Origin of the sequence: Xanthomonas phaseoli pv. dieffenbachiae, assembly GCF_008639345.1 — a bacterium.
GTDB lineage: Bacteria > Pseudomonadota > Gammaproteobacteria > Xanthomonadales > Xanthomonadaceae > Xanthomonas > Xanthomonas phaseoli.
This window is the reverse complement of sequence record NZ_CP041380.1, coordinates 906,245-919,716: the sequence shown is the minus strand read 5'-3', so window position 1 is coordinate 919,716 and position 13,472 is coordinate 906,245. Positions and strand designations below refer to the sequence as shown.

The window sequence follows — 13,472 nt, the reverse complement described above, 5'->3', positions numbered from 1 at the left end:
CACCGCGCAGGCAATCAACGATCCTCCGCATCGCAACGCGCGCCGCTGCGATCAGGCGAAGCGATCGGTGGCACGCACTAAGGCATCGACGTTTTCCGGCTCGAACGCCGAGTGCCCCGATGCCGGGCTGATCTGCAGCTGTGCTTTCGGCCAGACCTTGTGCAGGTCCCAGGCGCTTTGCAGCGGGCAGACCACATCGTAGCGGCCGTGCACGATCACACCGGGAATGTCGGCAATGCGATGCGCGTCGCGCAGCAACTGGTCTTCGACCTCGAAGAAACCGCCATTGACGAAGTAATGGTTTTCGATGCGCGCGAACGCCAGCGCAAAGTGGGCGTCTTCATGCCCGGTGACGAAGTCCTGATCCACATGCAGGAAGCTGGTGGCGCCTTCCCACACGCTCCAGGCCTTGGCGGCGGCCAGCCGCGTGGCCTCGTCGTCGCTGGTCAGGCGGCGATGGAAGGCAGCGATCAGGTCGCCGCGCTCGTCCTGCGCAATCGCGTTGATGTAGTGCTCCCAGGCATCCGGGAACAGCCGGCTCGCGCCTTGCTGGTAGAACCATTCGAGTTCGAAACGGCGCAGCAGGAAAATGCCGCGCAGCACCAGCTCGGTGACCTGCTGCGGGTGGGTCTGCGCATAGGCCAGCGCCAGCGTGGAGCCCCAGCTGCCACCGAACACCTGCCAGCGATCGATGCCCAGATGCGTGCGCAGCCGTTCGATGTCGGCCACCAGATCCCAGGTGGTGTTGTTCACCAGATCGGCATGCGGCGTGGAACGGCCGGAACCACGCTGATCGAACAACACGATGCGGTACTTGGCCGGGTCGTGGAAGCGCCGCATCTTGTCGTTGCATCCGCCGCCAGGGCCGCCATGCAACATCACCACCCGCTTGCCCTGCGGATTGCCGCACTGCTCGAAATACAGCGTGTGGCGGTCGTCGACCTTCAGGCTGCCCTGCTGGTAGGGCGTGATCTCGGGATAGAGCGTGCGCATGCGTCGGTCCTGCGGGAAACCGCTAGTGTATCGGCTGCTGCGCACGCACACGGGCAACGCCCTGCGATCGAAAAGGCGGATGCGCGGTGAGGGGCAAGGCCCTGAAGAGCACATCAACCTTCAGCGCTCACCGGCAGGCGGGCGCATACGCACGACCGCCCTGCAGAATGCGCGTGCTCCGCGTCGGAACGCGCGGTGGGTCTGCCGAGAATGGCGCTAAGGCAATTGCTCAGCTGGCCTGGCCCGCAGCTGGCGACCAGCGCCCCAAGGTCACGCGATCGCGCTGCTCCAGATCCTGATGCGTGGCCACCGCAGCGAAGCCGCGCGCGGCCAGCAGTTCGGCCACCGCCGCCCCCTGGTCCCAGCCGTGTTCCAGCAGCAACCAGCCGCCGGGCAGCAGGTGCGCAGGCGCATCGGCCACGATCAGGCGGATATCGTCCAGCCCGTCGCTGCCCGAGGCCAGCGCGCTGGCCGGTTCGTAGCGCAGATCGCCCTGCTGCAGGTGCGGGTCGTGCGCGGCGATATACGGCGGGTTGCTGGCGATCAGATCGAAGGCCTCCCCCGCCAGCGGCGCAAACCAGCTCCCGTGCCGGCAATCGACATTGCGCAGGCCATGGCTGTCTGCATTGCGCCGGGCCATCGCCAGCGCCGCGGCGCTGGCATCGGTGGCGATCACCTGCGCCTGCGGACGTTCACTGGCGATAGCCAGCGCGATCGCGCCGCTGCCGGTACCCAGATCGGCGACACGACGGCCTGGCATGGTGTCCAGGCGCTCCAGCGCCAGCTCGACCAGCACTTCGGTGTCGGCGCGCGGGATCAGCGTGGCCGGCGAGACCGCCAGGTTCAGCGTCCAGAACCCGCGCGAGCCGGTCAGATAGGCCACCGGTTCGCCGGCTTCGCGGCGCTGCACCAAGGCGTCGAAGGCCTGCGCGACCGATAGAGGCACCGCATCGCGGCCGTGCATGAACAGCCAGGCGCGATCACGGTCCAAGGCGTGCAGCAGCAGTGCTTCGGCATCGCAGCGCTCAATCCGCCCGGCAGCGCGGCGAAGCAACTGATCGGCGGGAATGGCGGCAAGATCGTCGGACATACGGGCTGTTCACCTACGCGCAACATCGGCTGGCCATTATCGACCATGGCGTGCACTGCGACTGCGCTAGATGCCATCTGACGAGTTGATAGTCACAGGCTATCTATTTAATTCTATCAATCGATTTGAGGAATCTATCGATTCTGCCTACCATGGCGCTTGTTCCATCCCCCGCCCCCTTTCACCGCACGAGGAAACTCAATGTCTCTTATCAACACCCAGGTCCAGCCGTTCAAGGCAAATGCGTACCACAACGGCAACTTCATCGAGGTCACCGAGGCCAGCCTGAAGGGCAAGTGGTCGGTGCTGATCTTCATGCCGGCCGCGTTCACCTTCAACTGCCCGACCGAAGTGGAAGACGCCGCCGACAATTATGCCGCCTTCCAGAAGGCTGGCGCCGAGGTCTACATCGTCACCACCGACACGCATTTCTCGCACAAGGTGTGGCACGAAACCTCCCCGGCCGTGGGCAAGGCGCAGTTCCCGTTGATCGGCGACCCGACCCACAAGCTGACCCGCGCGTTCGGCGTGCACATTGAAGAAGAAGGCCTGGCACTGCGCGGCACCTTCATCATCAATCCGGAAGGCGTGATCAAGACCCTGGAAATCCACGACAACTCCATCGCCCGCGACGTCACCGAGACGCTGCGCAAGCTGACCGCGGCGCAGTTCGTGGCCAACAATCCTGGCCAGGTCTGCCCGGCCAAGTGGAAGGAAGGCGCCAAGACCCTGGCTCCGTCGCTGGACCTGGTCGGCAAGATCTAAGCCGGCTGTCCCCCTCCGACCTGTCGCAAGGTCGGAGCATCTCCGGCCCAATTGGGCCGGGGGTGAACCGGAGCCGGTGCCGGGCTGCCCGCCAGCCGCCGCCAGCACGCATCCCGACCTCGCGCCGGCTGCGGTTCACTCCCTTCCTTCCCGGCGACCTGCCTCAGCGCAGCGACGCCATGCCCTCCCCTTGCCCATTCCCAGGAGTTCTCCATGTTGGATGCCAATCTCAAGACCCAGCTGACCGCCTACCTGGAACGGGTGACGCGGCCGATTCAAATCAACGCCTCGATCGACGACAGTGCCGGCTCGCGCGAAATGCTCGACCTGCTGGAAGAGTTGGTCCTGCTGTCGGACAAGATCAGCCTGGACATCCACCGCGACGACAACCAGCGCAAGCCCTCGTTCGCGTTGACCACGCCGGGCCAGGACATCTCGCTGCGCTTTGCCGGCTTGCCAATGGGCCACGAGTTCACCTCGCTGGTGCTGGCGCTGCTGCAGGTGGGCGGCCACCCGTCCAAGGCCGCTGCCGAGCTGATCGAGCAGGTGCAGCACCTGGAGGGCGACTACCAGTTCGAAACCTATTTCTCGCTGTCGTGCCAGAACTGCCCGGACGTGGTGCAGGCGCTGAACCTGGCGGCCGTGCTCAACCCGCGCATCAAGCACGTGGCCATCGACGGTGCCTGGTTCCAGGACGAAGTGGAAGCCCGCCAGATCATGTCGGTGCCCACCGTGTACTTGAACGGCGAGCTGTTCGACCAGGGCCGCATGACGCTGGAGCAGATCGTCGCCAAGCTCGACACCAACGCCGCCAAGCGCGACGCTGCGAAGATCGCCGCGAAAGAAGCCTTCGACGTGCTGGTGGTGGGCGGTGGCCCGGCCGGCTCGGCAGCAGCGGTGTATGCCGCGCGCAAGGGCATCCGCACCGGGGTGGCGGCCGAACGGTTCGGCGGCCAGGTGCTGGACACCATGTCGATTGAAAACTTCATCTCCGTGCCGGAGACCGAAGGCCCGAAGATGGCCGCCGCGCTGGAGCAGCACGTGCGCCAGTACGACGTGGACATCATGAATCTGCAGCGTGCCGAGCAGCTGATTCCGGCTGGTGCCGACGGCCTGATCGAAATCAAGCTGGCCAATGGCGCCTCGCTCAAGAGCAAGACCGTGATCCTGTCCACCGGTGCGCGCTGGAGGCAGATGAACGTGCCCGGCGAAGACCAGTACAAGAACAAGGGCGTGGCGTATTGCCCGCACTGCGACGGCCCGCTGTTCAAGGGCAAACGCGTGGCGGTGATCGGCGGCGGCAACTCCGGCGTGGAAGCGGCGATCGATCTGGCCGGCATCGTGGCGCATGTCACGCTGGTGGAATTCGACGACAAGCTGCGCGCCGACGAAGTGCTGCAACGCAAGCTGCGCAGCCTGCACAACGTGCGCATCATCACCAGCGCGCAGACCACTGAGGTGCTGGGCGACGGGCAGAAGGTCACCGGTCTGGTCTACAAGGACCGCACCGGCGGCGACATCCAGCACATCGAGCTGGAAGGTGTGTTCGTGCAGATCGGCCTGCTCCCCAACACCGAGTTCCTGCGCGGCACGGTGGCGCTGTCGCCGCGCGGCGAAATCATCGTCGACGACCGCGGCCAGACCGATGTGCCCGGCGTGTTCGCCGCGGGCGACGCCACCACGGTGCCGTACAAGCAGATCGTGATCGCGATGGGCGAAGGTTCCAAGGCCGCGTTGAGCGCATTCGACCACCTGATCCGCACCAGCGCACCGGCCACTGCCGACAGCGTGGCCCAGGCGGCATAAGCGAGCGCCTGCTTGGCGCCCGGCCAGCCCGGGCGCCTAAGCTTGCACACGCGCCAGTCGTTCCCCGTCACCGCAAAGAAGGCTGCTGCATATGAATCTGCGTGACCTGAAATATCTGGTAGCCCTGGCCGACCACAAGCATTTCGGCCGTGCTGCGTCGGCCTGCTTTGTCAGCCAGCCCACGCTGTCCACCCAGATCAAGAAACTCGAAGACGAACTCGGCGTGTCGCTGGTGGAACGTGCACCGCGCAAGGTCATGCTGACCCCGGCCGGCCGCGAAGCCGCCGTGCGCGCGCGCAGCATCGTGGCCGAGGTGGAACAGATGAAGGAAGCCGCACGCCGCAGCCAGGATCCGGAAGCGGGTACGGTGCGCCTGGGCATCTTTCCCACCCTGGCCCCGTATTTGTTGCCGCACGTGGTACCGCGTATCCGCCAGCGTTTTCCGCGTCTGGAACTGCTGCTGATCGAAGAAAAGAGCGATCGGCTGATGCACCAGTTGCGCGAAGGCCGCCTGGATGCCGCACTGCTTGCACTGCCATTGCAGGACGACCAGCTGCATGCCGAATTCCTGTTCGAAGAACCCTTCGTGCTGGCAGTGCCCGAAGGCCACCCGCTGTCGCGCCACGACAGCATGACCCTGGATGACCTGTCCGAGCAGCGACTGTTGCTGCTGGAAGATGGCCACTGCTTGCGCGACCAGGCACTGGATGTCTGCCACCTGGCAGGCGCGCTGGAAAAATCCGAATTTCAGGCCACCAGTCTGGAAACCTTGCGCCAGATGGTCGCGGCGAATGTCGGAGTGACCTTGCTGCCGCTGTTGGCGGTCAAGCCGCCTGTTGCGCGCTCGGAGAACATCCGCCTGATCCGCTTCCGTGAAGACAAGCAGCCTAGCCGCCGCATCGCGATGGCGTGGCGCCGCAGTTCGGCCATGACCGCATTTCTCGAGCAGCTCTCGCAATTGTTCAAGGAATTGCCCGAGAGCCTGTTCACGCTGGATCAGCCGGCGACAGGACCGAAGGCGGTTGCGGCTTAGGGATTCGGGAATCGGGAATCGGGAATCGGGAATCGGGAATCGGAAAAGCGTATCGCGGTTGCGATCGCTTTGGCTGTGGTTGGAGGTTTGGAAATGGGCGGCGCGCGAGCGTCGCTTTGTGTTTGTGCGCAGCCCTCTTGCCCAAGGTTGGCGGCGCATCAATCCGCCGCTGTCTGCTCGACGCGGCTGGCGGCGGCGCGCTGCCCACGCGACCATGCGATGTACGCGCAGCGTCTTGTTCGCTTGCTTGAGACCGATGGCGCGGCGTTTGCGGCATGGGCTGGTAGCAGGCTCGTGTGCAGCGCCCGTCATGCCCTCCCCCTCCAATTGACCCAACCGCAGCGCTTGCTCGCCGCACCAGGCCCGCAGCGACTGCCTGGCGGCCCTGACGGTGTCCTGGCTTCACACCATCCATTGCCATCAGCCGCCGGCGCCCTCATCTTGCCAGTGCCGCTTGCCGTGTTGGCAAGCCGTATTCGTCAGGAGACTGCCATGACTTCGCAACACCACAGCGGCTTGCCGCCATCCATCCTGGTATCCAGCCACGACCTTGCCCGGCTCGAGGCATTGCTCGATTCGCCAACCTTCAACAAGCATCCCGCCGCCACTGCGCTGAGCGACGAACTGGGCCGCGCCCGCGTGTTGCCGCCCGACCAGATTCCCGGCGATGTTGTCACCATGCACTCACGCATCGAATGCGAAGACCAACTGCATGGCGAACGGCATACGCTCACCCTTGTGTATCCGCATGAAGCCGATGTGCAGCACGGCCGCATCTCGGTGCTTGCGCCGGTCGGCAGCGCATTGCTCGGCCTGTCGGTCGGCCAGAGCATCGATTGGCGCACGCCCGACGGACGCGACCTGCGCCTGCGCGTGACTGCCGTGCACGACCAACCCGCAGCTGCGGGCGACTTCCGGCGCGCAGCGCGCTAACGTAGCGCGCTGCGTCCTATCCCCGACCCGTTCCACGATTCGAGAGAACCCGCATGACTGCATCCCCCTCCAAGCTCGCCCAGCTGCGTGAACTGTCCGTTGTCGTTGCCGATACCGGCGACTACGACGCCATCAAGCGCCTGCAGCCGGTCGACTGCACCACCAATCCCACCCTGGTCAAAAAGGCCCTGGATCTGCCGGTCTACGCCGACCTGATCGAACGCGAGCTGGCCTGGGGCCGCGAGCACGGCGGCGACGATCGCACTGCCACCGTCAACGAAGTCGCCGACCGGCTCACCATCGGCGTGGGCGTCAAGCTGGCCGAACTGGTGCCGGGGCGCGTGTCCACCGAAGTCGACGCCGATCTGGCACACGACACCCAGGCCACCATCGCCAAGGCGCGCAAGTTCATTGCGATGTACGCCGAGCGCGGTGTGTCCAAGGACAAGATCCTGATCAAGATCGCCGCGACCTGGGAAGGCATCGAAGCCGCCCGTCAGCTGCAGAAAGAAGGCATCGACTGCAACCTGACGCTGATCTTCAACCGCTCGCAGGCGCTGGCCTGCGCCGAAGCGGGCGTGTTCCTGATCTCTCCGTTCGTGGGCCGCATCCTGGACTACTACGTGGGCAAGGGGCAGACCCCGGCTAGCATCGACGAAGATCCGGGCGTGGTCTTCGTGCGCACCGTCTATAACGAGTTCAAGCAGCGCGGCTCGTCCACCGTGGTCATGGGCGCCTCGTTCCGCTCCACCGCGCAGATCGAAGCGCTGGCAGGTTGCGACCGCCTGACCATTTCGCCGGACCTGCTGGAAAAGCTCGACGCCGAGCACGGCGAGTTGCCGCGCAAGCTCTCCCCGGCCAAGGCCGACAATGCCCCGTTCACCCCGATCGACAGCGACAGCTTCGCTTCGGGCCTGGCCGCCGACCCGATGGCCACCGAGAAGCTGGCCGGCGGCATCGACACGTTCGCCAAGGACTTGCACGCACTGCGCAAGACCATCGCCGACAAGCTCGCTGGCTGATCACGCAGCGCGCCTGTTCTGCTCACAACGCCTGCAGCTGCTTGGCTGCGGGCGTTGTCGTTTTTGACTTGGGTTTAGATGGAGATGTGCGGCCAAGCCGGTCTGCGTGCCGATAACGGACACCGGTGCGGCAGCTCGCGGGCGTCGGCGTGCGCAGCCGGCTTTGCCGGGGATCAACGGCAACCACATATCAGCGCCGCTGCACGACAGGCAGGAGACCGCGCGGCAACGTCACGCCATACCCGCGCCGTGTCACGCCCGGACCGAGTGAGCCCTGCCCTCCACATATCGCTTACATCCGCTGCGCGCGCACTGCCTAGAATCCGGATTCCCTCAACTGGCGTAACGGACAATGGCAAACATTGCAGTGGTGATGGTCGACGGCGTGGCCGATTGGGAAATCGGCGTGGTGCTGCCGGCAGCACGCGAATGGTTCGGCGACCAGGTCGCCATTGCCAGTATCGACGGGCAACCGCTGCAGTCCATCGGCGGGGTGCGCATCACGCCGGAATTCGCCCTTTCCGATCTGGCGCCACTGCAGGCCGATCTGTGGATCCTGCCCGGCAGCGAACGCTGGCAGGCCGGCGAAATCCCCGGTCTGAGCGGCTTGCTGGTCGAGCGCGTGCAGCAGCAGCGCCCGGTCGCGGCGATTTGCGGTGCCACCCTCGCCTTCGCCTATGCCGGCCTGCTCGATGAGCGCGCGCACACCAGCAACGCGCTGGCCTTCCTGCAGGAGCACGTGGTGCCCGCAGGCGCTGCGCACTATCGCCACGAAAAGGTGGTCAGCGCCGACGGCGTCATCACCGCACCCGGCACCAGCCCGGTGAATTTCGCATTGGCATGCATGCGGCAATTGCATCCGGAGCGCACCGACACGCTTGCCCAGTTGCGCGGCATGTTTGCCGGAGAATTCGTTTAATCCACTCGATTCAGGCCGGCATGGTTGATGCGCTGCATCGGCTGACCATCCGATGCAGCAACCGGTCTTTCGCGCGCCCTGGCGACTTGCCTCCAATGCTGGCGCAACGAGCGCCAGGTTGGGTACGCAACCGGTTTTTACGCCTCGCGTGCCGTGGCAGCACGCAACTGCGATTTGCGGCGCAGCTTCACCGCGCCGGTTCGCCTGCGAACACACCGCGCCATCAGCGGCATGCCTGGCGAGAACGCCGCAAAAAAAGATGGCCACGCCGTCTCCGACGCAGCCATTCAAGTTGCCTAGCACGCACTCCCATGCGGTGCCTGATCGTGATAACGCTGCCGGTCACTGTCGGCCATCGGCACGCTGCCACGATCTTTGTGGATGGCAACGTTTCAATCCGGCCCGCCTTTCCGTCAGGCATCCAGCCCGATCGGGCAGCTCACTCCCGTGCCGCCAAGCCCGCAATAACCATTGGGGTGCTTGGCCAGATATTGCTGGTGATCGTCTTCGGCGTAGTAGAACGTGGGCGCCGGGAAACGGATCTCCGTGGTGATTTCGCCGTACCCGGCTGCGGTCAGTTGTTGCTGATACGCATCGCGGCTGGCAAGCGCGGCGTCGTACTGCGCCTGCGTGGTGCAGTAAATCGCCGAGCGATATTGCGTGCCGACATCGTTACCTTGCTGCATGCCCTGGGTGGGGTCGTGGCTTTCCCAGAACGTACGCAGCAATTGCGCGAACGACACCGCTTGTTCGTCGAACACCACCAGAACCGCTTCGGTGTGGCCGGTCTGCCCGGAACACACTTCCGAATAGGTCGCGTTCGGCGTCTGCCCGCCGGCGTAACCCACTGCCGTGGTGTAAACCCCTGGCACGTTCCAGAACTTGCGTTCTGCGCCCCAGAAGCAGCCAAGCCCGAATTGCACTTGGGCCAGACCAGTGAATTCCCCGCGCAACGGATGGCCGTTGACCAGGTGCGTGTTATGCAGCGGCAGCGCTTGCTCGCGCCCAGGCAGGGCTTCGCCCGGGCGTGGCATACGTTGTTTGAAGGCGCCGATTCCCAGCATGGTGCAACTCCGCAATCGTGAGGATTGCCTGCTGGATGGCGCCGGCCAGAGCCACTTTCAAGCCTGCCCGACCGGCGCCTGTCGCCCGCGCCGCATTACTTGGCCTTGGCAACTGTCGCGCGCGTGTCCACTTCCGGCATCGCCGAGCTGTGGTGGTTGATGATCAACCACTTGCCGTCGCGCTTTTCGTAGACGAAGGTGTAGCGGGCCTGCACGTTGCTCTTGTTGCCGGCCTTGTCGGTCAAGGTGAAGGTGTACACGCCGGCATCCACGGCGCTGTCGTCGTCGAGCACGCGCACGGTGCGGTAGTTGACCACGCCCTGCGGCTTCTTGGTCAGGAACATCTCGAAGTAGTTTTCGATCTGCTCGCGCGAGGCGCGCACTTCGTTGGAGACCGTCGGCAGCAACACGCCGTCCGGTGCATAAAGGTCGGCCACCTTGTGCGGGTTGCCGGTGGCCAGCGCCGCGTTCCAGGTGTCGAACAGCGCAGCGACTTCGCGCTCCTCGCCGCCGGCCGGCAGCTTGGCCTTGTCGGTGTAGTGCATCACGCCGCCAGCCAGCGCCGGGGTGGCAGCCACAGCCAGAACCAGAGAGAAGAGGGTGCGACGCATGGGAAGTCTCCGTGTGATTGATGGGGGTGCCTCAGCAGGCAAGGCCAGTATCGAAATCAAGCAGCCCCAACAATTCTGCCGAGTGGCATATACTCAAATATGCTGATCGGCCTAGAGCGAACCTATGGAAACCCCTACCAATGCTGGCGATTGGCGCCTGACCTTGCGCCGCGAGGCCTCCGATAGCGCGCGTTGGCAGGCGCTGTGGGAAGCAGCCGTTGCACTGCGCCAGGCACAGAGCCCCGAGCAGGCCTGCGATGCAGTCCTCGGGCGGGTGCTGTTGTTGCTGGGCCTGGAACACGGCGCGGTATTGGCGCAGCGCGGCCCGCGCGCGCAGGTGTTAGCCAGCCGCGGCCGGGCATTGCCGCCCGGGGCCAGCGCCGCGGGCGATGGCCATGAAGCGGCCTGGTGGATGCCGCCACGCCCGTCCGATATGCGCGAAGCCAGGGTGCCGATCCACGCGCTGGGCACCACGCACGGCATGCTCTGCGTGGCCTGGAGCGACGGCCGCCCGCCTCCCGGCAATGACGACGTGCAGGCGCTGCAGGCGTTCGCGCTGTTGCTGCCGGCGATGGTGGCAGAACCGGCCAAACCAATTGCCACGCGGCGGCGCAAACCGCTGCAGGACGACCGTCTGGCCGCGCTGAGCAAGCGCGAAAAACAGGTGTTGTCGTTGCTCCCGCGCGGACTCACCAACGCGACCCTCGCAGCTGAACTGGGGATTTCTCCCGGCACGGTCAAAGTGCACGTGGAGCGAATCCTGCAGAAACTTGAGGTAAAAGATCGCACCCAGGCCGCGGTGTACGCGGTCCAATCCGGACTTGCGCTATGAATGCATTGGCGGTGCGTTGGAACGATTGGCCGATTACCCGCAAAAGCCTGGCGGTGGTCACCCTGCCGCTGCTGTTGCTGGCCGTTGCGTTGATGGCGATCTACAGCGTGGAACGGCAGAACATCGCCGCCGAAAACGACGTGCGCCAGACCCTGGAAGTGCTCAGCGACCTGTACGAAGCACACGCGCTGTTGGCCGAAACCGCGGCCGGTGTGCGCGGCTATCGGCTGGTGCGGCGCGATGAATTCCTGACCCCGTACCGCGATGCAGAGCCGCGGCTGCAGCGCGTGGCCGACCGTCTTTCGCAACGCATCACCGACCCCAGCCAGGCGCGGCGCTTTGCGCGCATCAAGCCGCTTTTTGCCGAAAAAATGCAGGGTTGGCGCAGATTGCTGGCACCGGATCTGAGCCGCGAAGAAGAGATCCGGCAACTGTGGGATGGCAAATACAAACTCGACATCCTGCGTGCGGAACTGCGCGAATTGCGCAACTACGAAACCGCGCAGTTGCAGGTGCGTACCGCCAAGGCGCAGGGGCTGCGCCAGCGCAACCTCATCATCACCTTGAGCGCGGCGATGCTGGGCGGGCTGGGCGCGGTCTTTGCGGTGGCATGGTTCGCCTCGGCATTGTCCGGGCGCCTGCGCACCCTGGCCGCCAACGCCGACCGGCTGGGCGAAGGCCTGCCGCTGGCACCGCAACCGCGTGCCGGCGACGAGCTGGGCCAGGTCGGGCAGCGTCTGGCGCAAGCCAGCGAACTATTGGCCGCACGCGCAGCCGAAGCGCAGCTGGCGCGGCGCGAGGCCGAAACCGCCAACCGCGCAAAAACCGAATTTCTCTCGCGCAGCAGCCATGAACTGCGGACTCCGCTCAATGCGATCCTGGGCTATGCGCAGGTGCTGGAAATGGATCTGCCCGAGCCGGGTCATCGGCGGCACCTGCAGCACATTCTGGGTGCCGGCAGGCACTTGCTCGGGTTGATCACCGAGCTGCTGGACATCGCGCGTATCGAAGCCGATCAACTTGATCTGAGCCCGGGGCCGGTCTCGGTACGCGCGGCCGTGCACGAAGCCTTGGGACTGATCGCGCCGGATGCCGACAAGCATGGCATTGCACTGCAACCGGCATCCATCGATGGACCGTGGACGGTGCGCGCCGATGCGCAGCGGCTGCGCCAGGTGCTGCTCAACCTGCTGTCGAACGCGGTCAAGTTCAATCGTACTGGCGGCCAGGTGCAGGTGAGCGCGCAGGCCGATGGCGAGCAGGTGCGTATCACGGTTGCCGACCAGGGCGCGGGGCTGACCCCGGCGCAGATCGAACGCCTGTTTACACCGTTCGAGCGTTTGGGCGCCGAGCGCTCTGCGGTGGAAGGCACCGGGCTGGGGTTGGCGCTGAGCAAGCGCTTGATCGAGGCGATGGGTGGGCAGATTGGCGTGGACAGCAGCAGCGATGGCGCGCGGTTCTGGATTTCCCTGCCGCAGGGCGAGCATCAGCAAAGCGAACCTGCGCGGCCGCTGGTGCCGCCGAGCAGTGTCGGCAGCGGCGTGTGCCGGCTGTTGAGCATCGAAGACAACCCATCGAATCAGGCGTTGATCCGCACGCTCACCGAGCGTCGCCCGCAGTGGCAACTGCTCGAAGCGGCCAGCCTGGCGCAGGCGCGTGCGCTATTGCAGCACGGCGCGCCGGATCTGATCCTGCTGGACCTGCACCTGAGCGATGGCAGCGGCGAAGAGCTGTTGCGCGAATTGCAGGCGCAGCCGGCGCTGGCCGCCATCCCGGTGGTGGTGATCAGTGCCGATGCCACGACCGCCACGCTGGCGCGCGTCGGCAATCAAGGCGTGCGCGCCTATCTGACCAAGCCGCTCGATGTGGCGGAATTCTTCACTGTGCTTGACGGATTGCTGGCATGACACGCGACGAAATCCTCGGTTCCCGCATCCTCATTGTCGACGACGAGCCGGCCAATGTGCGGTTGCTCGAAGACCTGCTGCAACGCGAAGGCTTCCAGCAAGTGATCGCCACCACCGATCCGCTCCGGGTCATGGGCCTGGTCTCGGCATTTGCGCCGGACCTGATCCTGCTGGATCTGAAGATGCCCGAGCTGGACGGCTACGCGCTGCTGGAACAGCTGGCGCGGCTATCAGACCCTGGCCAGTTCCTGCCCGTGATCGTGCTCACCGCCGACCCCAGCCGCAGCGCGCGCCACCGCGCACTGGGCCTGGGCGCCAAGGACTTTTTGACCAAGCCGCTGGATACCTTCGAGGTCGCACTGCGGGTCTGGAACGTGGCCGAAACCACCGTGTTGTTCAAGCGCCTGCGCGCATTGGCCGCGCCGGATGCAGCGCCGCCGGGGTGGCGTCAGCAGAGTTGATGGGCGCGCGATCGCGCGATTCCCTCGTAGGAGCGC

At 65.3% G+C, this 13,472-nt stretch carries 13 protein-coding genes and 1 pseudogene; 10 read left to right on the top strand and 4 right to left on the bottom strand.

Annotated features, from left to right (window positions below; genetic code table 11):
- Positions 1 to 51: 51 nt before the first annotated feature.
- Positions 52 to 993, bottom strand: a complete 942-nt coding sequence (gene pip, locus FLG15_RS04200; RefSeq protein WP_150145580.1) for a prolyl aminopeptidase — start codon at positions 991 to 993, stop codon at positions 52 to 54.
- A 229-nt stretch (positions 994 to 1,222) separates the two neighbouring features.
- On the bottom strand, positions 1,223 to 2,083 hold the full coding sequence (gene prmC / locus FLG15_RS04195) for a peptide chain release factor N(5)-glutamine methyltransferase (RefSeq protein WP_057680019.1): 861 nt from the start codon (positions 2,081 to 2,083) through the stop codon (positions 1,223 to 1,225).
- Between the two features lie 201 nt (positions 2,084 to 2,284).
- Here prmC and ahpC point away from each other — a divergent pair, with 201 nt between their 5' ends.
- The 7 genes and pseudogenes from ahpC to FLG15_RS04155 all read left to right on the top strand — a co-directional run bounded on the left by ahpC (position 2,285) and on the right by FLG15_RS04155 (position 8,861).
- The gene (gene ahpC, locus FLG15_RS04190) at positions 2,285 to 2,848 is read left to right on the top strand and encodes an alkyl hydroperoxide reductase subunit C (RefSeq protein WP_003488826.1); all 564 of its coding nucleotides are present in this window, start codon (positions 2,285 to 2,287) and stop codon (positions 2,846 to 2,848) included.
- Positions 2,849 to 3,061: 213 nt separating this feature from the next.
- Positions 3,062 to 4,654, top strand: a complete 1,593-nt coding sequence (gene ahpF, locus FLG15_RS04185) for an alkyl hydroperoxide reductase subunit F (protein ID WP_008576352.1) — start codon at positions 3,062 to 3,064, stop codon at positions 4,652 to 4,654.
- A 91-nt stretch (positions 4,655 to 4,745) separates the two neighbouring features.
- Entirely contained in the window at positions 4,746 to 5,687 is a 942-nt protein-coding gene (locus FLG15_RS04180; protein ID WP_017159506.1) for a LysR substrate-binding domain-containing protein, read from the top strand.
- 492 nt (positions 5,688 to 6,179) lie between these two features.
- Entirely contained in the window at positions 6,180 to 6,620 is a 441-nt protein-coding gene (gene rnk / locus FLG15_RS04170; protein ID WP_057680020.1) for a nucleoside diphosphate kinase regulator, read from the top strand.
- A 53-nt stretch (positions 6,621 to 6,673) separates the two neighbouring features.
- Positions 6,674 to 7,642, top strand: coding sequence for a transaldolase (locus tag FLG15_RS04165; RefSeq protein ID WP_057680021.1), 969 nt, complete (start codon positions 6,674 to 6,676; stop codon positions 7,640 to 7,642).
- Positions 7,643 to 7,994: 352 nt separating this feature from the next.
- Entirely contained in the window at positions 7,995 to 8,561 is a 567-nt protein-coding gene (locus FLG15_RS04160) for a type 1 glutamine amidotransferase family protein (protein WP_057680022.1), read from the top strand.
- Positions 8,562 to 8,656: 95 nt separating this feature from the next.
- Positions 8,657 to 8,861 (top strand): annotated as a pseudogene (locus tag FLG15_RS04155) (hypothetical protein).
- 113 nt (positions 8,862 to 8,974) lie between these two features.
- Here the strand turns inward: FLG15_RS04155 and msrA are convergent.
- Together msrA and FLG15_RS04145 are read right to left on the bottom strand one after the other, a co-directional pair.
- Complete coding sequence (msrA, locus tag FLG15_RS04150; RefSeq protein WP_054318707.1) at positions 8,975 to 9,625, bottom strand: peptide-methionine (S)-S-oxide reductase MsrA; 651 nt, start codon at positions 9,623 to 9,625, stop codon at positions 8,975 to 8,977.
- A gap of 95 nt (positions 9,626 to 9,720) precedes the next feature.
- Positions 9,721 to 10,236 carry an SgcJ/EcaC family oxidoreductase gene (locus tag FLG15_RS04145; protein WP_057687012.1) on the bottom strand — a complete coding sequence of 172 codons (516 nt, stop codon included), beginning with the start codon at positions 10,234 to 10,236 and terminating at the stop codon, positions 9,721 to 9,723.
- Between the two features lie 124 nt (positions 10,237 to 10,360).
- Between FLG15_RS04145 and FLG15_RS04140 the strand changes: the two genes are divergently transcribed.
- The 3 genes from FLG15_RS04140 to FLG15_RS04130 are packed head-to-tail and all read left to right on the top strand — an operon-like array spanning position 10,361 to position 13,436.
- Positions 10,361 to 11,068 (top strand): helix-turn-helix transcriptional regulator, encoded by a 708-nt coding sequence (locus tag FLG15_RS04140; protein ID WP_057679192.1) that lies wholly within the window; start codon positions 10,361 to 10,363, stop codon positions 11,066 to 11,068.
- Complete coding sequence (locus FLG15_RS04135; RefSeq protein ID WP_150145578.1) at positions 11,065 to 12,975, top strand: ATP-binding protein; 1,911 nt, start codon at positions 11,065 to 11,067, stop codon at positions 12,973 to 12,975. Before FLG15_RS04140 ends, FLG15_RS04135 begins: the two co-directional genes overlap by 4 nt.
- Positions 12,972 to 13,436 (top strand): response regulator, encoded by a 465-nt coding sequence (locus FLG15_RS04130; RefSeq protein ID WP_017157282.1) that lies wholly within the window; start codon positions 12,972 to 12,974, stop codon positions 13,434 to 13,436. The genes FLG15_RS04135 and FLG15_RS04130 overlap by 4 nt, the downstream gene beginning before the upstream one ends.
- Positions 13,437 to 13,472 lie beyond the last annotated feature (36 nt).